Source organism: Halorhabdus sp. SVX81 (genome assembly GCF_029207715.1).
Taxonomy (GTDB): domain Archaea; phylum Halobacteriota; class Halobacteria; order Halobacteriales; family Haloarculaceae; genus Halorhabdus.
The window spans coordinates 1084229-1108056 of the sequence record NZ_CP104322.1 but is presented as its reverse complement, the minus strand read 5'-3'; the positions used below and the strand labels follow the sequence as shown (position 1 = coordinate 1108056).

Sequence of the window (23828 nt, the reverse complement as noted above, 5' to 3'; positions counted from 1 at the left end):
GACCGATCACTGGACGCTGGCGCTCGAAGCGCGGTTGATCATGTAGACGGCGATTGCACCCAGGATCACGTCGAGGACGAGCAGGATTGCGATCGAGGGGACGAGCGTGTTCCAGATCCCACCGAAGGCAGTCACGTCGAGCACTTCCATCACGTCGGCGTCGAGCATGATCGCCCGCGCGGCATCGACGCCGTAGGTGATCGGATTGTAAGTCGCGACCGTCTGAATCCAGGGCTTCATCTCCGAAACGGGGAGGAACGCACTCGAGACGAACAACAGGGGAAGCTGGACCATGTTGGCGGCGATGATCGTCGACTCCTGATCCCGCGTGATGAGCGCGACCGTATTCGAGAACGCCAGAAACCACAGCGAAAAGAGGACGGCGATGCCGACGATCGCCAGCGCGCCGGGGATCCCCGTCGCCACCTCCGCACCGAGGACGACGCCCAGCACGAGGATGATGACAACCTGGACGACGATCCGGACCAGCTCCGAGAGCGTCTTGCCGAGGAAGACCGCCGCCCGATTCATCGGCGTGACCAGGGTCTTCTGGAAGACGCCGCTTTCGATGTCATCGACGAGCCCAATGCCAGAGGAGGAGGCGACGATCAGTGCGATCTGGACGGCGATCGCCGGCAGGAGATAGGTTTCGTAGTTAATGCCCGTCTGGAGGGCACCCCCGGCGATGTTGCCGAACACCTGGGTGAACAACACGAGAAAGATGATCGGCTGGAGGAGCGAGGAGACCACCACGAAGGGGTTGCGGATCGCGTTGATGTTCCAGCGCATGAAGTTCGTCCAGACGTCACGCAGGAACGAGTTCGAGGTGCGAGCGACCTCGCGATCCGGGGCCGTGTCAGTACTCATCGGTCACCTCCGTCGGCAGCGGTGGTCGAACCTGCCGCCGACTCGACCGCGTCAGCGTCCGACTCGGCCGGATCCTCGTCGTCGAGATGCTCGCCGGTGATCGCGAGGAACACGTCATCGAGCGTCGGTGACCGGACGTTGAATCCGGTGACGGTGATCTCGGCGTCACGGAGCGCAACGAGCAGGTCGGGACCACGCTTTCTGGATTCACGGGACGTGACTGTAATGCCGTCATCAGTGATGTCGACGGTCGGATCGTCGGAAAACAGCCCGTCCTCCCGCACGATCTCCGCGGCACGCTGGCGCGCATCGGATCCATCATCGAGTTCGACATCGAGAATCTCGCCGCCGACCTCACGTTTGAGCGTTTCGGGGGCCCCCTCCGCGACGATCTCACCGTCGAGGATGACCGAAAGCCGATCACAGAGATGGTCGGCTTCCTCTAAGTACTGTGTCGTGAGGAAAATAGTTGTCCCGCGGTCGTTGATCTCCTCGAAATAGTCCCAGAGGCGATTCCGGGCCTTCGGATCCAGCCCCGTCGTCGGTTCGTCGAGAAAGACCAGCGGCGGCTGGTGGACCAGCGCCATCGCGGCGTCCAGCCGCTTTTTCATCCCGCCGGAGAACCCCTCGGCCTGTTTGTCAGCGACGTCAGCCAGATCCACGAGGTCCAACAGTTCCTCGATCCGCTCGGCCCGGTCGGCCGTGGGCACACCGTACGCATCACAGGCAAACCGGAGGTTCTCACGGGCGGTCATCTCCGTGATGACACTCGTCTCCTGGGCCATGTACCCGATCGACTCACGGACCGCCTGTTGTTCGGTCTCGACGTCGAACCCGTTGACTTCGACTGTTCCGGTCGTCGGGGACAACAGCGTGGCAAGCACCTTGATCGTCGTCGTCTTCCCGGCACCGTTCGGTCCGAGAAACCCGAAGAACTCACCCGAAGGAACGGCCATCGACACACCCGAGACCGCTTCGGTCCCATCGGCGTAGGTAAGTCCGAGAGCCTCGGCCTCGATCGCGTACCGACGATCGACGGGCGGGTGTTCGTCAGTGGCGTCAGTCTGGTTCGTACTCATCTACTTCCGGGAAATATCGTAGCACACATAAGCACTTTGATTGAATGTTCAATCACACCCTCACAGGCGATGCACGTCTCTCAGTGCGCATCAGCTCGAGTTCGAGAGTGCGGTGCCATGTGAGGGGAACCGAAACTGAGAGGCGATGCAAACCGGGAGACTAATCGACACGGCACACAGACCACCACCAAGGATGACAGCGAGACTGTTTCCGGACGATCCGGACGAGACGCGCATCGAGATCCTGAAAGCGACGTATGCGGCGTTGTGCGAACACGGGTATGCGGATCTGACCATCGAGCGAATCGGTCAGCATTTCCCGAAAAGCACGTCACTGGTGTATCACCACTACGAGGGCAAAGACGACCTGCTACTTGACTTCCTATCGTATCTGCTCGAAGATGCCGAAACGAGCCTGGGCACCGACGAAACTGCCGACGCTGATGAGCGACTTCGGACCATATTCGATCGGACGCTCTCTGGAAGCGAAACCCCGGAGGAGGCAGCGTTCCAGCAGGCGATGGCCTGGATGCGTGCTCAGGCCACGACCGACGAGGAGTACCGTGACCACTTCACCCAACACGATCGATTCTTCCGGGATCGGCTCGCCGACATCATCCGCGACGGCATCGAGGCAGGCACCTTCCGTGAGGTCGACCCGGAACAGGCGGCGACGATGCTGCACACGGTGTTGTCCGGCGCAATGGCTGAGCAGGTGACGTCCGATCTCGACCTCTCAACGATGCGATCGGAGGTCGATGCTTACATCGAGGAACGGCTCCTGCCAGCGGGTCGGTAACCCTTTGGCTTCGGCGGCCAGAACCGACAGCATGGAACCGGATCTCTCCGCCGTCGACGCCCGACTCGAAGCGGTAGACGCCGATGGCTATCTCCTCGACGCTGACAGCACTGACCCGAACCAGCAGTACCTCTCCGGGTTCGACGCCCCCGACCCGTTCGTGACCCTGTACGCGGACGGCACCCATCTCTTGTTCGTCCGGAGCCTGGAGTTCGGCCGTGCAAAGCGGGAGGCGCGTGCCGACACCGTCGAGCGGTTCGTCGACTACGACTACGATCGACTTCGGGAACGGCACGACCGTCGCGAGGCCGCTGGCCGTGTTCGAGCCGCGTTCCTCCGCGAGCACGGCGTCGAGAGCGTCGCCGTCCCGCCACGCTTCCCGACGGGAACGGCAGACGCGTTGCGCGAGCAGGGCATCGAGGTCACGGTCGATCACGACGACGCCATCGAGCAAGCCAGGGCTATAAAGACCGACGAGGAAGTCGACCACGTCCGATCCGCCCAGCGGGCCAACGAGGCCGCGATGGCCGCCGCCGAAGACCTCATCAGGGGAGCCGCTGTCGACGACGAGGGTCGACTGCTCGCCGAGGGCGAAGTGTTGACCAGCGAGCGCGTCCGCGAGGAGATCGAAGTGACGCTGCTCCGGAACGGGTGTGCGCTCGACGAGACGATCGTCGCCTGTGGCGCGGACGCCGCCGATCCCCACGATCGCGGAAGCGGCCCGCTCGTGGCCGACGAGCCTATCATCGTCGACATCTTCCCCCAGGACAAGGACTCGAAGTACCACGCCGACATGACACGGACGTTCCTGGTCGGTGAGCCATCTGAGACAGTTCAAGAATGGTTCGAACTGACCGATCAGGCTCGAAAGGCGGCCATCGATGCAGTCGAACCAGGTGTCACCGGAGCCGAAGTTCACGACGTCGTCTGTGACGTCTACGAGGACGCCGGCCTGCCGACGCTCCGGAGCGACGGGAGCGCCGAGACGGGATTCATCCATTCGACGGGTCACGGCGTCGGGCTGGCGGTCCACGAGCAGCCGAGCGTGAGCCAGCGCGGGGGCGAACTCGAACCCGGCCACGTGATCACGATCGAGCCCGGGCTCTACGATCCCGACGTCGGCGGCGTTCGGATCGAAGACTTCCTGGTCGTGACCGACGACGGTGCGGAGAACCTGACCGAGTACCCGGTGGCACTCACCGGGGAGTAACACGACGACAGCCGGGCCACCGAATCGACTGTTATTGTGCGGCGATCAATCGTTCCACGGCCTCACGGTCCGGTAGCGGTTCCATCGCCCCCGTCTCAGTCGTCGCCAGTGCGCCGACGGCGTTGCCAAACGTGACTGCGTCCGGAAGCGATCGCCCCGCCAGCAAGGCCGTGATCGTCCCCGCCGTGAACGCGTCACCGGCCCCTGTCGTATCGACGGCGTCGACATCGAAAGTCGGCTGATCGGTCTCGGCCGGCCCCCACGGAGCGTCTGCGGTCGCCATCCCGTACGTTCCGTCAGCGCCGCGGGTGAGAAACACCGTGTGCGGGCCGGACGCGAGCAGTTCCTCGGCGACTGACGCGATATCCTGGTCGATCGTCTCCAGCAGGATCGAAAGATCCTCGCGATCGGTCTTGACGACGTCGGCGAGTTCGAGCGCCCGCCGCATCGTCGGTTCGAGGTCGGCGGGATCGGGCCAGAGGTCCTCGCGGGTGTTGGGATCGAACGAGACCGTGCAGTCCTGAGCCTGTGCGCGCTCGGCGAGATCGAGCATCGCGGTTCGAACCGGCGCTTCACAGAGCATGACGCCACCGAAGTGGACCCACTCCAGGTTCGCGAGCGTCTCGTCAGGGACGGTTCCGGGCTCCATCGCCATCGTCGCAGTCGCCTCCTTGTAGAAGACGAACGACTGGTCGGCCGCCGGATCGTCGCCGACGAGCGTGTGGGCGGTCTTCCGGTCGGCGTCGACCTCGACAAAGCGGTCGGGCACGCCCTGGGTTTCGAGGACGTCAGCGAGATGCTCGCCGAACGGATCGGCCCCGAGTCGCGTCCAGAGATACGGGGCCGTTCCGAGGCGGGTCATCGCGACCGCGAGGTTCGCCGGTGCGCCGCCGGCCCGGCGTTCGAACGTCTCGGCGTCGGCGAGCGGGCCGGGGGTGGTCGGGAACAGGTCGATGAGTGTCTCGCCCGCGATCAGCACGTCTGGATCGGTCATATCGAGCGATTCGTCACGACGGCCTATCGTTCCTTGCCTTCGAGAGCGAGGGACGGATGCAACCCGAGCTCACAGCGACCGGAGTCCCTCGAAACAGGCTCCGATCGGGTGATACCCTGGCTCGACGGCGGGGCCCTCGTCGGTGTCGATCGGCTCGTTTGCCCGCGTCAGCTTGGTGTAGAAGTTTCCGCCGGGCGCGGTCAGGTGGGTCTGGGCGTACTCCCAGAACCGGTCGTACCAGTCCAGATAGGCGTCGTCGCCGGTCCGCTCGGACAGCGCCGCGGCCGCACCGATGCCCTCGGCGACCGGCCAGCCGTATTTGTCCTCGACGATCGGCTGGCCATCACGATCGAACGTATAGTAGAACCCGCCGAACTCGTCGTCCCAGCCGTGCTCGATGGCCATCTCGAACAGTTCCTCGGCGCGGTCGATCGCCCACTCGACCTCGGCGTCGCGGTCGAGAATCGCCAGCAGTTTCGCCCACTCGATGTGATGGCCAGGCTGGTAGCCCCACGGACGGAAGAGATCCTTCGGCTTCTCGCGGTTGTATTCCATGTCGTGGTCCCACGATTCGGTGTAGTGTTCCCACAGACGACCGTCGTGTTCGCCAGCCAGGTCGACGGTGAGTGCATGGGCGATCTCACGAGCGCGGTCGAGATACCGAGCCTCGCCGGTCGCCTCGTGGGCGGCGAGCATCGCCTCGCAGGTATGCATGTTAGCGTTCTGTCCACGGTACTCCGACGCCTCGGCGAAGTCGCCGTCGAACTCACTCTGACAGAGGTGATGGGCTGGTTCCCAGAAGTGCTCCATCAGCAGATCGTACGTCGCTTCGATCCCCTCGCGGGCCCCATCGATGCCGGCCTCATGCGCCCGAGCATACGCGAGCAGGACGAACGCGTGCCCGTAGCAGACGCGCTTTCGATCAACAGTTTCGGCCCCTTCGAGCAGCCAGTCGTAACCGCCGGTCTCGGGATCGTAGTGCCCCTCCCGAAGGAATTCGACGCCGTGCTCGGCGGCATCGAGCCACGGCTGTTGGTCCTCGAACCGAGCGCCGAGACAGCAGTTCACGACGTAGCGCGTCGTGGCGACCAGGTGTTTCGACTCCGCGTCGTAGATCTCCCCGGTCTCCTCGTCGAGTTGGACGATGTATCCACCCTTCTCCTCGTCGATCCCGGTCGGATAGTAGAACGTGAGAACGTCCCGAAGGCGATCGACGAGCCAATCGGCCCGCCGGTACTGATCGGCCATACTGAGAGGGTCGGACGAGGAAAGCAAATAGGCTTCGACGGGACGAGCAAGTGCGGACGAGAAGGAGGAGCGTTGACTGCCGGCCTGACCCCTCCCGCGCCGGGATGCTGGCGTTTATCACCGGCGCGGCCCCACCAACGGGTATGAACATTGTACCGGACACGAGCGTCATTATCGACGGGCGTGTGTCCGATCGCATCAGCGATGGCGAATTCGCCGACGCGACGGTCGCGGTCCCCGAGGCTGTCGTGGGCGAGCTCGAAGCCCAGGCCAACGAGGGGAGACAAACCGGCTGGGACGGATTGGCGGAACTCCAGCGACTGGCCGATCTGGCCGACGACGGCGAAATCGACGTCGAATACATCGGCCGGCGTCCCGAAACCAGCGAGCGACGAGCCGCCGAGGAGGGCGACGTCGACGCGTTGATCCGCGATCTGGCCGACGATCGGGGCGCGACATTGGTCACCAGTGACGTCGTCCAGAGCGAGGTCGCTCAAGCGAAGGGACTCGACGTCGTCTTTATCGAACCGGTCGGCAGAGACGTCGAATCACTCGAAATCGAACAGTTCTTCGACGAGACGACGATGAGCGTCCATCTGAAGGTCGGTGTCGCGCCGATGGCCAAACGCGGGGCGATCGGCGACATGCACTACGAGCGGATCCGGGAGGACGTCTCGACCGAGGAACAGCTCAAGGAGTTCGCCCACGACATCGAGGAGAGTGCTCGTGCCTCTCCCGACGGGTTCATCGAGATCGACGAACCCGGAATGCGTATCGTCCAGTTCCGCGAATACCGGATCGCGATCGCCCGCCCGCCGTTTGCCGACGGCCTGGAGATCACGGCCGTCCGGCCGATCGTCAAGACGGACCTCGAGGATTACGAATACGCCGACGAGCTCCGGGATCGGCTGGTCGAACGCCAGCGCGGCGTCCTCATCTCGGGCGCGCCGGGGGCCGGCAAGTCCACCTTCGCTCAGGCAGTCGCCGAGTTCCTGACCGACGCCGACTACTCGGTCAAGACCATGGAGAAACCCCGGGACCTTCAGGTCGGCCCGGAAGTCACCCAGTACACCGAACTCGCGGGCTCGATGGAGCGGACCGCGGACTCGTTGCTGATGGTCCGACCGGACTACACCATCTACGACGAGGTCCGCAAGACCGACGACTTCGAGGTGTTCGCGGACATGCGCCTGGCCGGCGTCGGCATGATCGGCGTCGTCCACGCGACGCGGGCCATCGACGCGCTCCAGCGGCTGGTCGGGCGCGTCGAGTTGGGCATGATCCCCCAGGTCGTCGACACCGTCGTCTACATCGAGGCCGGCGAGATCGACACCGTCTACGACGTCACCACTGAGGTCAAGGTTCCCGAGGGACTGATGGAGGAGGACCTCGCACGGCCGGTGATCGTCATCGAGGACTTCGAGACCGGAAGGCCCGAGTACGAGATCTACACCTTCAACCGCCAGGTCGTGACGGTGCCGATCGGCGAAAGCGAGGAGAGCGAGAGCGGCGTCGATCGGATCGCCCGCCAGGAGGTCGAACGCGAGATCCGGTCGATCGCCGACGGCCACGTCGAAGTCGAGGTTCGCGGCCGCGACCGCGCGATCGTCTGGGTCGAGGATCGGGACATCTCCCAGGTCATCGGCAAGGGTGGCGGCCGGATCAGCGACGTGGAGAACCGCCTCGGGATCGACATCGACGTGCGGACGTTCGACGAACGACCGGGCGGGAAGCGTCGCGGATCGACATCCGGAAACTCCGGGGGCGGTTCGAGCAGTAGCTCGGCGGGCGTCGCAGTCACGCCGGAGATCACCTCACGGCACGTCATCGTTCCGGCCGATGGTCACGCCGGTGAGACCGTCGAGGTCCAGGCCGACGGCGAGTACCTCTTCACCGCGACCGTGAGTCGGGGCGGCGAGATTCAGGTCTCCCGGGGGAGTGCGATCGCCGAAGAACTCGAACTGGCGATCGACCGAGGGCAACAAATCGTCGTGTCGCCCTCGTAAACGGTCGATACCGGTCGTTCGCTCAGTTGTCGTTTGAATCCGAGCCGTCGGCCGAGTCGTCTTCGTCCGTGTCCACGACGGATTCGTCGACCTTCTCCTCGACCGTTTCCTCGACTTTCTCCTCGACCGTTTTCTCGACCGTTTCCTCGACTTTCTCCTCGACTGTCTTGCCAACCGTCTCTTCGACCGACTCGTCGACTGCCGCTTCGACTGTCTCTTCGACGGTTTCACCGACGGTTTCTTCGACGGTCTCCTCGACGGTCTCGTTGACTGACTCGCCGACCGTTTCGCCGATCGTTTCCTCGACAGTCTCGCCGACTTGCTGGTCGACCGTTTCCTTGACGGTGGACTCGACGGTATCACCCACTTGCTTTTCGACCGTCTCGTCGACCGTTTCTTCGACGGTCTGTTCGACGGCCGAAACCATCCACTCCGGATCGTACTGTGACATCTTCCAGGCGACGTGAACGAAGTACGATACCAGCACGCCGATGCCGAACGCGATCCCCACATCGTTGTCAACGACGACAATCAGCACAACCGAGACGAAGATCAACGCCCCATAAACGAGGTCAACCAGGGCGTCTGTCTGTTGTTGATTCATACGTACTGTTCCGCCCAGCGTGGTGAAATCCTTTGGGATAGAAGGCAGCACTGGCTGCTCTATCGACGCTCGATTCCCAGGGAGAGGGTTCGAGACGTGGTCGTGGTGACAGGTCGTTACCTCACTCCTCGATGGGTTCGGCATCGGGAACCGCCGCAAGCGCCGTTTCGAGTCGGCTGGCGACATCGGCGACGAGTGGTTCGAGGTCGTCGTTGTCGACGACGGAGAACAGCTGGGTCGGATCGACGACACTGACGCCCGTGGCGTCGCCGTCATCGTACACGACGACGTTGCAGGGCAACAGCGCGCCGAGTTCGAACTCCTCGCCAAGCGCGTCGTACGCCAATGCGGGGTTGCACGCCCCCAGAATCCGATACTGCCCGAACTCCTCGTCGAGTTTTGTCCGGAAGGCTCCCTGGATGTCAATGTCCGCAAGGACACCAAATCCTTCGTCACCCAGCGCCGCCGTCACGGCTTCGATCGTCTCTTCGAACGATGCGTCGACGCGATAGCGGTTCGTATACGTTGCCATACTCCAGCCAACGGCGTCCGACATGGTAATACCACCCCTCGTGACAACTGTTGCCCGTTAGTGGGGACATCAAACAAGACTATAGAACAGACGGACCGCCAAACCACAGCGGACAGTCGAGTAAGCCAACCCCCAGCGCGTGCGACGTGCTACTCCCCGTGCAATTCGGCCATGTGATCGATCCGGGACTGCACAAGGTCGGCTTTGCCAATGTCCCAGCGCACACGCAGGCCATCGGTGCCGGCCCGCTCTAAAGCTTCGGTCGTGATCGCCTCGGCGTCGGTGATCGAATCCGCGACGCCGACGACCGCAAAGGAACGTGAGGTGGTGGTGTAGATCCCGTCCTCGCGTTCGTCGACGCTCGCGTAGAACAGTGTGGCCGCGCCGGCGCTTTCGGGGTCGATCTGCACCTTTGCTCCGGCTTCCGGGTCCGCCGGATAGCCGTCGGGGACGGCGTACTTACAGACGGTGGCTGCCGACTGGAACTGGAGTTGCGGCAGCGCCTCGCCATCACGGGCGGCGACGAGGACGTCGAGCAGGTCAGTCTCCATCACGGGCAGGGTGTTCATCGCTTCGGGATCGCCAAAGCGGGCGTTGAACTCGACGACTTTCACACCCTCGGCGGTGAGCATGAACTGGCCGTAGAGGACGCCCTTGTACCCCTCCAGCGCGTCGACCGTCGCTTCGAGGATGTCGACGGCCTCCATGTAGTCCGCCCGATCCATGAACGGTAGTTCGAGGGTGGCGTCGCTGTAACTCCCCATGCCGCCGGTGTTGGGCCCCTCGTCGCCCTCGTAGGCCCGTTTGTGATCCTGGACGGCGGGCGTCACCCGGACGTCGCCGTTCGCGACGAGCGCCTGGACCGTGAACTCCTCGCCGACGAGTCGCTCTTCGAGGACGAGTCGGTCGTGATCGGACTCGCGGATGTATTCTTTGGCCTCCGCGGCAGTCACCTGATCGCCGATGACGCGGACGCCCTTCCCGCCGGTCAGTCCGGCGGGCTTGACGACGAGGTCGCCGTCGTACTCGTCGATGAACGCACAGGCGGCCTCGCTGTCGGTGAACTCCTCGAAATCCGGGAGGCCGGGGATGTCGTTTCGCTCCATGAACCGGCGCTGGAAGCCCTTGTCCGTCTCGATGCGCGCTTCGTTCTGTTGGGGACCGAAGGCGTAGACGCCGGCGTCGTCGAGCGCGTCGGCGACGCCCGCTTCGAGCGGACTCTCCGGGCCGACGACCGCAAGTGTCGCGTCGGTTTCCTCGGCATAGGTCCTGACTGCCGTCGGGTTGGTGGTATCCAGCGTCTCGAACCCGTCGGCGAGACTGGCAATGCCTGGATTGCGGTTGCCGGCGGCGGCGTACAGCGAACAGTCCGAGTCGGCGAGCGCACGGGCGACCGCATGCTCTCGACCGCCACCCCCGACCAGTAGTACCGTCTCTGTCATGGGAGAATCGCCACGCCAGGGGAGTGTAAAGGTTGCTCTTTGCCGGACAGCCCGCCGGACGGAGATGGCGTCCATATCGCCGCCTGCACGACGGTTTTACCGCCGGGACTCCCAACCCCGGTATGACCGATCCGACCGATCGTAACCGACTTGCCACGGAGGGGAGCCCGTATCTGCAGGCACACGCCGACAATCCGGTTCACTGGCAACCCTGGGACGAGACAGCACTCTCGACCGCCGAGGACGAGGACAAGCCCATCTTCCTGTCGATCGGCTACGCCGCCTGTCACTGGTGTCACGTCATGGCCGAGGAGAGTTTCGAGGACGAGGCGACGGCAGCCGTCCTCAACGAGAACTTCGTCCCGATCAAGGTCGACCGCGAGGAGCGGCCGGACGTCGACCGGATCTACCAGACGCTGGCCCAGCTACTCGGCCAGCAGGGCGGCTGGCCCCTCTCGGTGTGGCTGACGCCCGATGGTCGCCCGTTCTACGTCGGCACCTACTTCCCGCCGGATTCCCGCGGTGGCCGTCCCGGATTCGCCGACCTGCTCGAAGACCTCAAGGAAACCTGGGAGAACGATCGCGACGGAATCGAACAGCGGGCCGATCAGTGGGCTGATGCCATCAGTGGCGAACTCGAAGGGACGCCAACGCCAGCCGATCCCAGCGACGTTCGGAGCGACGAACTACTCCGTGCGGGCGCTGACGCGGCCGTCCGCACCGCCGATCGGGAACAGGGCGGCTTTGGCTCCGGTGGGCCGAAGTTCCCCCAGCCCGGCCGCCTGCAGCTGTTGTTGCGCGCCGACGTCCGATTCGGCAGTGAACGCAGTGCTGACGGCGACGGCGCTGACCCCGGCGAATACCGGGCCGTCCTCACCGAGAGTCTGGACGCGATGGTCGACGGCGGCCTCTACGATCACGTCGGCGGCGGGTTCCATCGCTACGCGACCGATCGATCCTGGACTGTGCCGCACTTCGAGAAGATGCTCTATGACAACGCCGAGATCCCGCGAGCGCTCATCGAGGGCTATCGGGTGACCGGCGACGAGCGCTACGCCCGCGTCGCTCGCGAGACCTTCGAGTTCCTCGACCGCGAACTCGGCCATCCCGAAGGCGGGTTCTACAGCACGCTCGACGCCCGCAGCGAGGGCGAGGAGGGGAAGTTCTACGTCTGGACACCCGAGGAGGTCCGGGCGGCTGTCGCGGACGAAACCGACGTCTCGCTCGTCCTCGAACGCTATGGGATCACCGAAGATGGCAACTTCGAGGACGGACAAACTGTCCTGACGATCGCCGCGAGCGTGGACGAACTGGCCGCCCAGTCGGACCTCGAGGCCGAGGAAGTCCGGGACCGACTTAAGCGAGCACGCGAGCAGCTGTTCGACGCGCGGTCGGAACGCACCAGACCACCGCGCGACGAGAAGATCCTCGCGGGGTGGAACGGGCTGGCCATCTCCGCGCTCGCCGAAGGATCGCTCGCGCTCGAAGCGGATCACCTCGATCGCGCCGTCGATGCCCTGGAATTCGTCCGGGAGACGCTCTGGGACGAGGATAGCGGCCTCCTCAAGCGTCGATATATCGACGGAGACGTCCGCGTTGAGGGGTACCTCGAAGATTACGCCTTCCTCGCTCGGGGCGCACTCGACTGCTATCAGGCGAGCGGCGATCCCGATCAGCTCGCGTTCGCGCTGGATCTCGCCGAAGAGATAGCGACGCGATTCTTCGACGAGGATGCCGGAACGCTATATTTCACCGAGGAAGCTGGAAGCGACGCCGGGACGGACCTGCTTGCTCGCCCCCAGGAGCTGACGGACCGCTCGACACCCTCCAGCGCCGGCGTGGCTGTCGACGTGCTCGTCACGCTCGACGAATTTGTCCCGCACGATCGGTTCGGTGCGGTCGCGGGTGCGGTCCTGGAAACACACCACAGTGCTATCGCCGCTGACGCGCTCCAGCACGCGTCGCTGGTGCTGGGAAGTGATCGCGACCAGCACGGCTCGACCGAACTGACGATCGCTGCGGACGAAATCCCGGCAGAATGGCGCGAACGCGTCGGAGAGGTGTACCTCCCCGCTCGCGTACTCGCTCGACGGCCGGCGACCGAAGCCGGGCTAGCGGAGTGGCTAGACCAGTTCGGGCTCGAGGACGCGCCGCCGATCTTCGCCGGGCGGGCGGCCGACGGCGGACCGACGATCTACGCCTGCCGGGAGTTCACGTGCTCGCAACCGCTGCAGGACGTCGAGGACGCCCTGGCGTGGTTCGACAGTGGGCCCTGAGTGCGATTCAGGCGGTCGATTCGGCCGATTCGAGCTGAGTTGCCAGATAGACGGCGATCGGTTCACGCTCCGCCTCGACGAAGCGGGCGAGTTCCTCGCCGTCGCGCTCGACGACAACAGTCGGGATGTACTCGATCCCGTATGCATCGACGCCGTCGCCCTGTTTGTCGCGGTCGACGGGATAGTGCTCGACGTGATCATCGGGAATCTCCGCCGCGTCCAGTGCAGCGGCAAAGTCGGGGAGCTGCGAGCGGCAGTCGCCACACCAGTCCGCGCCCCAGATTTTGAACGTCGCGTCCGCGAAATCGCCGAGCGTCTCGACCGTGTCGGCGTGGGCGTCGGCGTTCCAGACCGGGTTGGGTTCCATCGTTTCGAGTATCATTGTTCGATCCAGGGGTCGAGGCTGAATAACAGCACCGCTTGGGGAGCCAGTGTCGACACCGGCACGACCTGCCGGTGACCGCCGGGTGTTTACTCCCGGGCGTCGAATCCGGGCCCAATGGACGATAGCATTCTCGAGACGATCGGCTCGCCGCTGGTCGAGATCGACTCGCCACCGGGGGCGACCGTCGCCGCCAAAGTCGAATCGTTCAACCCCGGGGGGTCGGCAAAGGACCGCCCCGCACTCGGGATGATCGAGGCCGCCGAACGCGACGGTGTCCTCTCTCCAGGAGACCGGATCGTCGAGCCGACCAGCGGGAACACCGGGATCGGCATCTCGCTGGTCGCGGCCGCGAAGGGGTACGACGTGACCATCGTCATGCCAGCGGACATGTCCGTCGAGCGCCGCCGGCTGATGGAAGCCTACGGCGCGGATCTGGAACTGATCGAGGGCGACATGACCGACGCCCGGGATCGGGCTGATGCACTCGAAGCCGATGAGGGGATGGTCCAACTCCGGCAGTTCGAGAACCCCGCGAACCCCCAGGCCCATTACGAGACGACGGGGCCCGAAATTCTCGAACAGGTTGGTGATCGGGAAATCGACGCGTTCGTCGCCGGCGTGGGCACTGGCGGGACGATCAGCGGGACGGCCCGGCGGCTTCGTGAGGCATTCCCGGATGTGGACGTGATCGGCGTCGAACCCGCCGAGAACGCGGTCCTCTCGACGGGCGAATCGGGCTCGGACGACTTCCAGGGCATGGGGCCGGGGTTCGTCAGCGACAACCTGGATCGTGACGTGATCGACGAGGTCCGGACGATCGAACTCGCGGATGCAGAAGCGGAATGTCGACGCCTTGCCCGTGCGGAAGGATTGCTCGTCGGCCAGTCCAGCGGCGCGATGGGCGTCATCGCCCGGGAAGTCGCCGCGGAACGGGCCGAACCTGACGCCGCTGAACCGCCCCTGGTCGTGACCGTCTTCTGGGACAGTGGCGAACGATATCTTTCAACCGGTCTGTTCGACTAACTATCAAATAATCGCGTCGCCGTCTGCGTTTTCTCGCCGTGTAAATCCGCGCCAGAGTTTATGGGGGAATGTGACATTCGTCGAGATAGGGATGGGCCAGATCACCGTTCTATGTGTCGACGACGATCCGGATCTTGTGACGCTTACGGCATCGCTACTGGAAGAGACAAACGAGCGATTCGAGACAGTTGCGGAAACGAATCCACGTGCGGCCATCGAGCGTCTGAAAACGGGATCGATCGACTGCATCGTCAGCGATTACGACATGCCCGAGATGAACGGCCTGGAGCTGCTGGAGTCGGTTCGGAACGACTATCCCGAACTTCCGTTCATCCTGTTCACTGGGAAGGGGGACGATGAAGTCGCCAGCGCAGCGATGGCCCAAGACGTGACCGACTATTTCCTGAAAGGGGCCGAAAGCGGACAATACAGTCGGCTGGCGGAGCGAATTGCGACCGCGACCCAGGGCCGAACGGGGCAGCCGGAAATATACACGTCGAACTGAGGGCCCCTCCCGGAAGGGGCACCGCGTCTCACCGTGAGAACTCCCGCTCGGAGACACGGACGACGACAGTTTCCTCGACATCCCGAAGATCGTACCTCGGAATCGACCCATCAGTCCGTGTGACGTACATCGGTTCGACGAGTCGTGGTGAGGGGTCGTCTGGCTGTTGTTCGTCGCCGCTGTCGCTTCCATCGGGTTCAGCCGCTGTCCTGGCAGTGGTCGACGACGGTTCCTCGACGCCGTACACTTTGAGATATCGTCCGGATGCGTCGGGATCGACATCCCCATCCCGAATCGCCGTGGCGAGCTCCCGCGAGAGCCATTCCCTCTCGCTGACGCTCGGCTCCCGGACCAGCGCAGCATCGGCGTACCGGACCAGATACCAGTTGAGATCGTTCAACAGCGCGACGGCCGCGCCAAGACTCACCGTCTCGAGTTCGATGGCGTCGTGGTACGGCTCCGCGAGGTCGTAGGTCGCGAGCGCCTCCCGGGCCGTCTCGTGGCCGAGTAACGTCTGCCGGAGTGAAACGTCCTCGCTCCCGAGGAGGCAGACGCGAGTCATTCGCTCGGGACAACGATGGGGCGACTCAAAGCGGTTTCGTCACCGGTCGGCCGCCGACGGCTCGCCGGACTGCGTGGTCGATGACGAGTTGGTGGACTGGCTGACAACGTCGACGACAGCCGGATCACGAGCGGCGGACTCAACCATCGCCAGGAACCCTTCGGGTTCGGCCGACGCCACGGACTCGGGCGTTCCTGCCGTCTCCGGGCGCGAGGGAGCGACACGGTTACAGCCGGCCGGGACGGTCGCGTCATCATAGGTCCCGAGGTCGCGAGCGGCCTCGATGATGTCGGTCTTGTCCATCGTGAGCAAGGGTCGATGGATCGGCAAGTCGGTGACGCCGTCGGTCGCCGCGAGGTTGGCGGTCGTTTGACTCGACTTCTGGCCGATCGCCTCGCCGGAGACGATCCCGACAGCGTCGTGCTCGCGGGCGACCGTCTCGGCGGCCCGGTACATGAACCGCCGGAGGGATAGCATTCTGGTGTCGTCGGTCGCCTCGACCAGTTGTTCGACGGCCGCGCCGCCGTCTACCACTCTGAGCCGGAGATCGAAGTTCGGCGCGCGCCGGGCCAACGCCCCGACGGTCGCCTCTGCCCGGGCGCGGTGGTCGACACCGCCGTAGGCACCGAGATCGACGTAGACGGGGACGATCGGTGCGCCGCGAGTCATGGCCTGCCAGGCGGCGACCGGCGAGTCGATCCCGCCGCTGACCAGCGCCACCAGCGGTTTCTGGGTCCCCAGCGGCAGGCCACCCGGACCAACCCGTTTTTCCACGAAGACGAACGCCTCGTCGGGCCTACAGTCGACAAAGGCAGTGAACGCTGGATCGTCGAGGTCGACTTCGGGTGTCCCGCCCGTCTCGGCGATCGCGTCCCAGATCGCCTGGCCACCTTCGGATTCGAGGTCGCGACTGGAGAAGTCGTGAGTGTCCGCGTTGCCGGCCCGGCGAGCGCGGACGGCGAATGGACCGCCGTCGTGGCAGGCCCGCGCAGCCGCCGCAAGCGCGTCAGTGATCCCATCCATCGTCGGCTCGACCGAGACGGCTGGGCTCGCGGAGACGACACCGGGAGCCTCGACAGCGGCTGCTGTCGCGGCCTCGACGGCGGATTCCTCGGTCCGAATGTACAGCCGGTTGCGCTCACAGCCGGTGTCGCCCGGCAGGTCGCGATCCGCGAGCAGGGCGTTCAGGTTTTCCTGGAGTTGAAACTCCATTTTCATCCGAACCTGATCGCTCTTGACGCCGACTTCGCCGTGGCGCACAACGACGACATCGGCTCCTGGCGGATGCATCTGGCTTCCGGCTACTCGATGGGGGGATAAACAGGCTTCGACACGGTTGAGGGTGAGCCGACGCCAGCCGTCTGACGGGACAAACCTGCGCTCAGAACGTCGAGAGTTCGCCGTCGATGACGCGCTCGGTGACGCTCGTGATGTCTTCGAGTTCGTCGTCGATGATCGCCGCCACATCGTCTTCGACCTCGCTAACAGCTACGCCGTCCTCGGTGACGATCGTGGCGTCGGCGACGTGGGGGTCGTCGATCGGCGAGCCGATCTGGCTGAGCAGCCGGACCTGCAACTGTCTGATGCCCTCGACCTCCGCGACGACCGACTCGGCGATCTCCGTGCTGAGAAGGTTGTAGATCTTCCCGATGTGGTTGACGGGGTTTTTCCCGCTGGTCGCCTCCATGCTCATCGGCCGGTTCGGCGTGATGAGGCCGTTCGCACGGTTGCCACGGCCGACCGAGCCGTCATCGCCCTGTTCGGCGCTGGTCCCGGTCGTCGTCAGGTAGATCGCGCCCTCCTCGTAGTCGTCGGCGGTGTTGACCTGGACCCTGACGTCCCGGTCCGTGTACTCCGTCGCGAGGTCGGCGACGAACTCCCGGACACCCTCGACGGCGTCGCGGTACTCGTGGATGTTGTCGACGTGGGCGTCGACGGTCGCGGCGGCGACAGTCACGTCGATCTCGTCGCCCTCGCGCTTGCCCATGACCTTGATGTCCTGCCCGATCTCGGGGTGCTCGTCGGTGTACTCGCCGTTGATGCGACGTTCGGTGTTGAGGACGATCCGCTCTGTTTCAGTGAGTGGGGCGTGACCCACGCCGTACGAGGTGTCGTTGGCCATCGGGACTGCGCCGTCCTCGCCGAAGACCTCCTGTAAGTCGCCGCTGCCCTCGCCCAGCCGGACATCGACGATCACGTCCGAGCCGACATCGAGGTGTGGGAACGTCTCGTCGAGGTACTCGCGGGCGGCTTCGAGCGCGATCGTATCCGTCGGAATGCGCGTTCCCTGGTACTCCTTGGTCGCACGGCCGACGAGCAGCAGATAGATGGGCTCGATGACTTCGCCGCCGCCGAACGCTGGGGCAGATGTCCCGGCCACGAGTTGCGTCTCGTCGGTGTTGTAGTGCAGTACTTTCCCGACGCGGTCGAGATACGCCCCCGCGAGTGCCTGGGAAACGGCCTCGGCGAGACCGTCACAGATCGAGTCGGGATGCCCGATCCCCTTTCGTTCGACGACTTCGATCCGCTGATCTTCGACCGCTTGCCCGCGTGCCTGCGTGACCCGAATATTCCGTTCACTCATTAGTGGAGGGTAGGCATCCCCATCGTCTATAACTTACGGAAACCTTTGGACCCCAAACGATTACTTCTAGTTATTCTCAAGCAGAAGACCGAGGTACGACGTTCGGATGCTATCCGCAGGATCGAGACCGAGATCCGACAGCAACGACGTTACCGACTCGCGTGCCGCCTCGATTTCGGCGTCCGTCTCGACAGCCCTTTCGACTTCGAGGAACTCGCCGAGATCGGTCACGTCGTCGAGTGTAACGGTAGAATTTCGGAGGGCGTATCGGTGTCGTTGTTTCTCGACGGTGGCGGCCGGTTCGAACCCGAGACCGCGGAAGATGGCGTCGGCCGTCTCACCGTCGCCGACACTCGTCTCGTGTTCTTCGCGAGTCTTGGACGCCCCGTCGACCTTCGGCCCCTTGTAAGTGATCTTCGCCGTCACCTCGCCGTGGGCGTGCTCGCGGCGGATACGGAGCGCCTCGTCGGTGGCCGCAAAGTCCCGGTGGGGGGCGTTGTAGTAGGTGTCGACCTGTCGGATCGTGCCGAGGGGATCGGCTTCGGCGTCGAGAAGTCGCTCCTTGACTTTCCCGTGGTCGGCAGGGACCTTGAGTTCGACCTCGTACATGACACCGGGAAGGATTCCATCCGGCAAAAACGACTCGACTCGGCATGTACTGTCTCGCGGGTACGAGTCGGAAACGTTGTCCTTAAGAGCGAAACGACTGTCGGTTGGGGTATGAGCGACGATACAGCGGCCGACGAGGCCGACACCGAAGCTGAGCACGACGCCGAATCGACCGGCCTCCAGGACGGGGACTTCGTCACAGTCGCCTACACGGCCCGGACCGTCGACGGGGGCGACCTGGTCGACACGACCAGCCAGGAAGTCGCCGACGAAGAGGGCGTTGGCGAGGACCAGGAGTTCGAACCACGGACGGTCGTCCTCGGCGAGGGCCACATCTTCCCGGACGTCGAAGACGACATCGTCGGCAGCGAAGTAGGCGACGAGGGATCCGTCGTCGTCCCGGCTGCCGACGCGTTCGGCGAGTACGACGACGAGGAGGTTCGGACCATCAGCGCCAACAAGATCGAGGAAGACGACCGCTATCCCGGTGCGGCCGTCACCATCGATGGCGAACAGGGCTACGTCGAGACGATCATCGGCGGACGGGCCCGCGTCGACTTCAACCACCCGCTGGCCGGCGAGGACATCGAGTACGAGTACGAGATCCTCGACACGGTCGACGACCGCGAAGAACAGGCATCGAGCCTGCTCGACACCATGCTCGGCATGGACCTCGACGTCTGGTTCGAGACCGACGTCGAGGAGGAAGAGGAGATCGTCGAGGAGGCCGACGACCTCGAAGAAGCTGCGGAGGAAGGGGACGACGAGGATGACGGCCCGGTCACCGAGACCGTTGAAGTCGAGAAGGACACGCTGTACATCGAGGCCACGCCGCAGCTCTCGATGAACCAGCAGTGGATGTTCCAGAAACAGCAGATCGCCCAGCAGTTCGTCGAACTGCTCGGCGTCGATCGTGTTATCGTTCAGGAGACCCTCGGCGAGGGCGGCGGCATGATGGGCGGCATGGGCGGCATGATGCCCGGCATGGGCGGCGGTGGCGGCGACCTCGAGGACGCCCTGGAGGACGCCGACGTCGACGCCGACGAACTGGCCGAAGAGCTCGACGTCGAAGAGTAAGCCGACGGACCACGGTTGGTTCGCCCGAACGGCTGGAGATCGACACGATCTCACGCTGACGATTCAGTATCTCTTGCATGACGATCGTCGATCCCCGCGACCGAGACGACATCCGTACGACCGAGACCCGTGAGCAGATCGATGCGGACGCGTTCGCGGACGCACGCGAATCGGAGCCAGTACAGGCGGGCTGGGTCGTGGTGGCCTTGACGTTCGACGCGGCCGGTCGCGTGTTGTTGATCGAGGAACCGTGGGCCGACGGCTGGCTCGCCCCCGGCGGCGCACGGCAGCCCGGCGAATCACTCGAAACGGCAGTCGCCAGGGAGATCGGCGAGGAAACCGGCGTCGAGGCAACGCCCGTCGCACCCCGCGCAGTCGACGAGTTCACCTTTGAGCACGAAGGGACTGGTGAGACGGTCGGCTGGACGCTGGTTTGCTTCGAGGCCATCGCCGACGACCCGACAATCGACCGCGATCCGTCCGTCGACGACGAGGAGATCACCGATATTCGCTGGTTCGAGGGCCTGCCCGAGAACGTCTTCAACCCGGACTTGATGGTATCCGCCTACGAGGAGTGCGTGAACGGGCCGTGACAAGGGGCTGATTTCGGGGTCCGCTGTAGACTGCGATTGAATCTTCCAAAGAGGATTCGTACGATAAGTCTGTCCTCCATGAGTGGATCACTGTCTCTTCGAACTTATCGCCCGGTTTCTAACAATTCAAGGATATGTTTCAGTAGCCGTGCCAGATGTCGTGGGGAGTGTAGCACACAATCACGATCGTCATTTTGCGGAGATTCGGCCGCGTTATAGTTGTTCGGTGCGTCTGCATCTACACGGTCGTCGGAACATTACCTGCAATTCCCCTTACAAATCAGAAGGTTTTCGTCACATTCGAGTGTTCTGTCGATGCATGGACAACTGGCATCGACGTGACGTGCTGCAGAGCGGCGTGGCAGTAGGTGCTGGCTGTCTCGCCCTCACGACGACCAGCAGCGTGCGGGCCGCGCCCGGCGAGCAAGAATGGGCCTTCGAGACGGGCGACGACGTATCCGCATCGCCGACGGTGGTGGACGGTACCGTCTTCGTCGGGAGTCGCGATAACAATCTCTACGCGGTGGATGCGGGCGTTACGGGGTCAAGTGAGGGGCCACGGGCGATGCTCGGGACGCTGGGTCATCACGGCGACTGGCGGTATGCAGGTCAGTCTATCGGTATTTCGACACCAACGGAGACAACAAATACGTCTGGGCCAGGATTTGGCATCGTGTCCACGCTGACCAGCCTCGGTGGTGCAGGCTATCTACTCTCTTCACGTACAACCGAGGGCAAGGACTAACTCACACGGGAGCTTCCTGTCTCGGAGAATCATATTGGTCGCTTACTCATCTGTCGCTACCGAGTTAGCTCTTCACCAACTCCCGAAAATCCAGTGACCGATACACCCTCTGTATCTCGCATGGCATTCTTGCTAGGCAGTAAGTAATTCACCGGACAGGTCGATAGATACGTTACCACGACTGAATGTTTGGCGAGCGAAGCGAAATCATGGAGGAATCTCGGTAGGGCGAGCGGTGTTACCGCAAGCCAAGCGAGATATAGTACACTCCGAACGCGACCAGAGGGAGCGTTCGCTTTTTTGACCGAGCTTTTTTTGCGCGAGAGGTACCCGCAGTGCCGCCACCGGCGGCGCGAGGATACCCGAGCGGAAAAAAGGTCGTCGCTACGCGATGTCGCGGCTGGTGTCGATGCTGACTTCCTCGACCAGGTCGAGCTTGATGACGTTCGTCGGCGCGCGGCCGCCGCGGAACTTCGGGATCGCGAGTCGATTTTCGACCTCGTCGTTCGAGATGGTCGTGTTGAGGTCGAAGACGACGTCGGCGAAGTGTTCCGTCGTGTCCCGGAGCGGCGGGACCGATCGACCGCTCAAGCAGTGCAAGACGGCGAGGCTGCCAGTGTTGAAGATGTGATTCTGCAGGTCGTTCATGAACGAACGGAATCGAGACGGTGGTTCCTGTGCTTCGAGGACATCCAGTGGGTCGATGATGAGGTTCGACGTCTCGGGGAGCGCGCTCACGAGTTTGCCCGCGTTGTCGAGCGGGGCTTCACCCGAGACGTGTCTGATCGTCGGCTGGCCAGTTGCGGTCGGCGACTGTTCTAAGCTGTCGCTGATCGCCTGCTCGGAACGATCAAGCGAAAGGTACAGCGTCCCCCGCGTAGCTGTCAGCTCATAGAGGAACAGCTCGGCCTGACTCGCAGGCGTGGCGTTCAACACGACGATGCTACCGGCCGGGATGCCCCCGTCGAGTTTCCGATCGAGTACGTCGATCCCGGTCCGGAGCCGGTCGGACATAGATCAACAGGACCTATTATCCCCACCTGATTAAAGATTCCGGATATATGAACCATGGCGGTCGCAGGGGGTTTAGACCGCCGTTTGAGAGAGTTAGAACCCGGAGACTCGACAGCCATCGGCCGGTCAATCGACTGTACAAGTCGTCGTTGCTCGAAGCCAATCCGGTGTGTCGGGGGATTCAATAGCCCGGGGATCAGGAGTGAAACCAATGCGTCACGACCACATTATCAATGCCAAACAGCTCTCCCGGGCCGACATCGAGGAGGTGCTGGACCGGGCGGCCGAGATCGCGGACGATCCGGCCGCGTTCCGCCAGCGCCATCCCGGCGCGTTGCTCGGGCTGTTGTTCTTCGAGCCGAGTACGCGGACGAAAATGAGTTTCAGCGCGTCGATCAAGCGCCTCGGCGGTGACATCGTCGACATGGGGCCAGTCGAGTACTCGAGCGTCAAGAAGGGCGAAAGCCTCGCCGATACGATCCGGGTCGTCGAGGGATACGCCGACGCGCTGGTATTGCGCCACCCGATGGAAGGATCGGCAAAGATGGCCAGCGAATTCGTCGACGTGCCGCTGATCAACGGCGGCGACGGGGCGGGCCAACACCCGACCCAGACGCTGCTGGACCTCTATACGATCCGGGAGAACGCCGGCCTCGATGACCTCTCGATCGGAATCATGGGCGATTTGAAATACGGGCGAACCGTCCATTCGATGGCCCACGCGTTGACGAACTTCGACGCGAACCAGCACTTCATCAGCCCGGAGAGTCTCAGACTGCCACGGAACGTCCGATACGACCTCCACGAGGAGGGGGCCACGATCCGGGAGCACACGGAACTGTCGACCGTCCTCGACAGCCTGGACGTGCTGTACGTAACCCGGATTCAGGAGGAGCGCTTCCCGGAGGAAAGCGAGTATCGGAAGGTCGCCGGCGAGTACCGGATCGACGCGGCGACGCTCGAAGACGCGCGCGACGACCTCACTGTGTTACACCCGCTGCCACGGGTCGACGAAATCGATCACGACGTCGACGCGACCAGCCATGCGGAGTACTTCCAGCAGGCACACAACGGCGTCCCGGTGCGGATGGCGCTGCTCGATCTCGTCCTCGGGGGTGACTCGGCATGAGCGACGACCAGGAGCTTCGCGTCAGCAAGATCCGGAGCGGGACCGTCATCGACCACGTCAACGGCGGCGCCTCGATGCACGTCCTCTCGATTCTCGGGATCAAGGGCGGCGATGGGGATACCGTCAGCATCGTGATGAACGTCCCGAGCGATCGGCTCGGAAAGAAAGACATCGTCAAGGTCGAAGACCGGGAGTTAAGCCAGGCCGAAGTCGATGTCCTTTCGCTGATCGCGCCGGCCGCGACGATCAACATCATTCGGGATTTCGAGGTCATCGAAAAGCGCCGGGTCGCCCGCCCCGAGGAGGTCGTCGGCGTCCTGTCGTGTCCGAATCCACAGTGTATTACAACGGAAGACGAGCCTGTCGAGACCCGCTTCGAGGTACTCGAGGACGGAGTGCGGTGCTGTTACTGCGACACCATCGTCCGTGAGGACGTCGCCGAGTTGATCGATTGATTCAGTGGAATCGCTCCGGAGATCGAACGAGCGGCGCAGGCAAAGAACCGGCTTGCAAGCCCGGACCCAGAACTGTTTTATCGGCACGGG

General features: G+C 63.7%; 24 protein-coding genes. 11 read left to right on the top strand and 13 right to left on the bottom strand.

The genetic code is table 11. The annotated features are described in order from the left end of the window. Window positions 1-6 precede the first annotated feature (6 nt). Both SVXhr_RS05540 and SVXhr_RS05535 read right to left on the bottom strand, forming a co-directional pair. Window positions 7-867 (bottom strand): ABC transporter permease, encoded by an 861-nt coding sequence (locus SVXhr_RS05540; protein WP_275740202.1) that lies wholly within the window; start codon window positions 865-867, stop codon window positions 7-9. Next, window positions 864-1946: an ATP-binding cassette domain-containing protein gene (locus SVXhr_RS05535; RefSeq protein ID WP_275740200.1), complete on the bottom strand. Its 1083-nt coding sequence runs from the start codon at window positions 1944-1946 to the stop codon at window positions 864-866. Before SVXhr_RS05535 ends, SVXhr_RS05540 begins: the two co-directional genes overlap by 4 nt. Window positions 1947-2139: 193 nt before the next feature. Between SVXhr_RS05535 and SVXhr_RS05530 the strand changes: the two genes are divergently transcribed. Together SVXhr_RS05530 and SVXhr_RS05525 are read left to right on the top strand one after the other, a co-directional pair. Further along, window positions 2140-2745 (top strand): TetR family transcriptional regulator C-terminal domain-containing protein, encoded by a 606-nt coding sequence (locus SVXhr_RS05530; RefSeq protein ID WP_275740198.1) that lies wholly within the window; start codon window positions 2140-2142, stop codon window positions 2743-2745. Between the two features lie 31 nt (window positions 2746-2776). Beyond that, complete coding sequence (locus SVXhr_RS05525) at window positions 2777-3955, top strand: Xaa-Pro peptidase family protein (protein ID WP_275740196.1); 1179 nt, start codon at window positions 2777-2779, stop codon at window positions 3953-3955. 31 nt (window positions 3956-3986) lie between these two features. Here SVXhr_RS05525 and SVXhr_RS05520 read toward each other — a convergent pair whose 3' ends face one another. Together SVXhr_RS05520 and SVXhr_RS05515 are read right to left on the bottom strand one after the other, a co-directional pair. Next, window positions 3987-4949, bottom strand: a complete 963-nt coding sequence (locus tag SVXhr_RS05520; protein ID WP_275740194.1) for a carbohydrate kinase — start codon at window positions 4947-4949, stop codon at window positions 3987-3989. A gap of 69 nt (window positions 4950-5018) precedes the next feature. Beyond that, window positions 5019-6197 (bottom strand): AGE family epimerase/isomerase, encoded by a 1179-nt coding sequence (locus SVXhr_RS05515; RefSeq protein ID WP_275740192.1) that lies wholly within the window; start codon window positions 6195-6197, stop codon window positions 5019-5021. A 143-nt stretch (window positions 6198-6340) separates the two neighbouring features. On the opposite strand from SVXhr_RS05515, the gene SVXhr_RS05510 reads away from it, so the two are divergent. Continuing rightward, on the top strand, window positions 6341-8203 hold the full coding sequence (locus SVXhr_RS05510; RefSeq protein WP_275740190.1) for a PINc/VapC family ATPase: 1863 nt from the start codon (window positions 6341-6343) through the stop codon (window positions 8201-8203). Window positions 8204-8225: 22 nt separating this feature from the next. On the opposite strand, the gene SVXhr_RS05505 is transcribed toward SVXhr_RS05510, so the two are convergent. The 3 genes from SVXhr_RS05505 to purD all read right to left on the bottom strand — a co-directional run bounded on the left by SVXhr_RS05505 (window position 8226) and on the right by purD (window position 10781). Further along, complete coding sequence (locus SVXhr_RS05505) at window positions 8226-8807, bottom strand: hypothetical protein (protein WP_275740188.1); 582 nt, start codon at window positions 8805-8807, stop codon at window positions 8226-8228. Between the two features lie 121 nt (window positions 8808-8928). Beyond that, window positions 8929-9339 carry a DUF302 domain-containing protein gene (locus SVXhr_RS05500; protein WP_275740880.1) on the bottom strand — a complete coding sequence of 137 codons (411 nt, stop codon included), beginning with the start codon at window positions 9337-9339 and terminating at the stop codon, window positions 8929-8931. Between the two features lie 149 nt (window positions 9340-9488). Further along, the gene (gene purD, locus SVXhr_RS05495; RefSeq protein ID WP_275740186.1) at window positions 9489-10781 is read right to left on the bottom strand and encodes a phosphoribosylamine--glycine ligase; all 1293 of its coding nucleotides are present in this window, start codon (window positions 10779-10781) and stop codon (window positions 9489-9491) included. Between the two features lie 122 nt (window positions 10782-10903). On the opposite strand from purD, the gene SVXhr_RS05490 reads away from it, so the two are divergent. After that, window positions 10904-13057: a thioredoxin domain-containing protein gene (locus SVXhr_RS05490; protein ID WP_275740184.1), complete on the top strand. Its 2154-nt coding sequence runs from the start codon at window positions 10904-10906 to the stop codon at window positions 13055-13057. Window positions 13058-13064: 7 nt separating this feature from the next. Here SVXhr_RS05490 and SVXhr_RS05485 read toward each other — a convergent pair whose 3' ends face one another. Continuing rightward, window positions 13065-13439 carry a thioredoxin family protein gene (locus SVXhr_RS05485; RefSeq protein WP_275740182.1) on the bottom strand — a complete coding sequence of 125 codons (375 nt, stop codon included), beginning with the start codon at window positions 13437-13439 and terminating at the stop codon, window positions 13065-13067. 117 nt (window positions 13440-13556) lie between these two features. On the opposite strand from SVXhr_RS05485, the gene SVXhr_RS05480 reads away from it, so the two are divergent. Together SVXhr_RS05480 and SVXhr_RS05475 are read left to right on the top strand one after the other, a co-directional pair. Continuing rightward, the gene (locus SVXhr_RS05480) at window positions 13557-14465 is read left to right on the top strand and encodes a PLP-dependent cysteine synthase family protein (RefSeq protein WP_275740180.1); all 909 of its coding nucleotides are present in this window, start codon (window positions 13557-13559) and stop codon (window positions 14463-14465) included. Window positions 14466-14535: 70 nt separating this feature from the next. Continuing rightward, on the top strand, window positions 14536-14970 hold the full coding sequence (locus SVXhr_RS05475; protein ID WP_275740179.1) for a response regulator: 435 nt from the start codon (window positions 14536-14538) through the stop codon (window positions 14968-14970). Between the two features lie 28 nt (window positions 14971-14998). Here the strand turns inward: SVXhr_RS05475 and SVXhr_RS05470 are convergent, their stop codons facing one another. The 4 genes from SVXhr_RS05470 to cyaB all read right to left on the bottom strand — a co-directional run bounded on the left by SVXhr_RS05470 (window position 14999) and on the right by cyaB (window position 18725). Beyond that, on the bottom strand, window positions 14999-15532 hold the full coding sequence (locus SVXhr_RS05470; protein WP_275740177.1) for a DUF5804 family protein: 534 nt from the start codon (window positions 15530-15532) through the stop codon (window positions 14999-15001). A gap of 39 nt (window positions 15533-15571) precedes the next feature. Continuing rightward, window positions 15572-16822, bottom strand: coding sequence for a tRNA sulfurtransferase (locus SVXhr_RS05465; protein WP_275740175.1), 1251 nt, complete (start codon window positions 16820-16822; stop codon window positions 15572-15574). Window positions 16823-16913: 91 nt separating this feature from the next. Then, window positions 16914-18116, bottom strand: a complete 1203-nt coding sequence (locus tag SVXhr_RS05460; RefSeq protein ID WP_275740173.1) for a methionine adenosyltransferase — start codon at window positions 18114-18116, stop codon at window positions 16914-16916. Window positions 18117-18182: 66 nt separating this feature from the next. Beyond that, complete coding sequence (cyaB, locus tag SVXhr_RS05455; RefSeq protein ID WP_275740171.1) at window positions 18183-18725, bottom strand: class IV adenylate cyclase; 543 nt, start codon at window positions 18723-18725, stop codon at window positions 18183-18185. A gap of 111 nt (window positions 18726-18836) precedes the next feature. Here cyaB and SVXhr_RS05450 point away from each other — a divergent pair, with 111 nt between their 5' ends. The 3 genes from SVXhr_RS05450 to SVXhr_RS05440 all read left to right on the top strand — a co-directional run bounded on the left by SVXhr_RS05450 (window position 18837) and on the right by SVXhr_RS05440 (window position 21140). Continuing rightward, window positions 18837-19802 (top strand): peptidylprolyl isomerase, encoded by a 966-nt coding sequence (locus SVXhr_RS05450; protein WP_275740169.1) that lies wholly within the window; start codon window positions 18837-18839, stop codon window positions 19800-19802. Window positions 19803-19879: 77 nt separating this feature from the next. Further along, a complete protein-coding gene (locus SVXhr_RS05445; protein WP_275740166.1) occupies window positions 19880-20395 on the top strand; it encodes an NUDIX hydrolase in 516 nt (171 codons plus the stop codon). 319 nt (window positions 20396-20714) lie between these two features. Further along, window positions 20715-21140, top strand: a complete 426-nt coding sequence (locus tag SVXhr_RS05440) for a PQQ-binding-like beta-propeller repeat protein (protein WP_275740164.1) — start codon at window positions 20715-20717, stop codon at window positions 21138-21140. A gap of 384 nt (window positions 21141-21524) precedes the next feature. Here SVXhr_RS05440 and SVXhr_RS05435 read toward each other — a convergent pair whose 3' ends face one another. After that, entirely contained in the window at window positions 21525-22154 is a 630-nt protein-coding gene (locus SVXhr_RS05435; RefSeq protein ID WP_275740162.1) for a transcriptional regulator, read from the bottom strand. A 211-nt stretch (window positions 22155-22365) separates the two neighbouring features. On the opposite strand from SVXhr_RS05435, the gene pyrB reads away from it, so the two are divergent. Continuing rightward, the gene (pyrB, locus tag SVXhr_RS05430) at window positions 22366-23283 is read left to right on the top strand and encodes an aspartate carbamoyltransferase (RefSeq protein ID WP_275740160.1); all 918 of its coding nucleotides are present in this window, start codon (window positions 22366-22368) and stop codon (window positions 23281-23283) included. Continuing rightward, window positions 23280-23738, top strand: coding sequence for an aspartate carbamoyltransferase regulatory subunit (gene pyrI / locus SVXhr_RS05425; RefSeq protein WP_275740158.1), 459 nt, complete (start codon window positions 23280-23282; stop codon window positions 23736-23738). Before pyrB ends, pyrI begins: the two co-directional genes overlap by 4 nt. The last annotated feature ends 90 nt before the right edge of the window (window positions 23739-23828 follow it).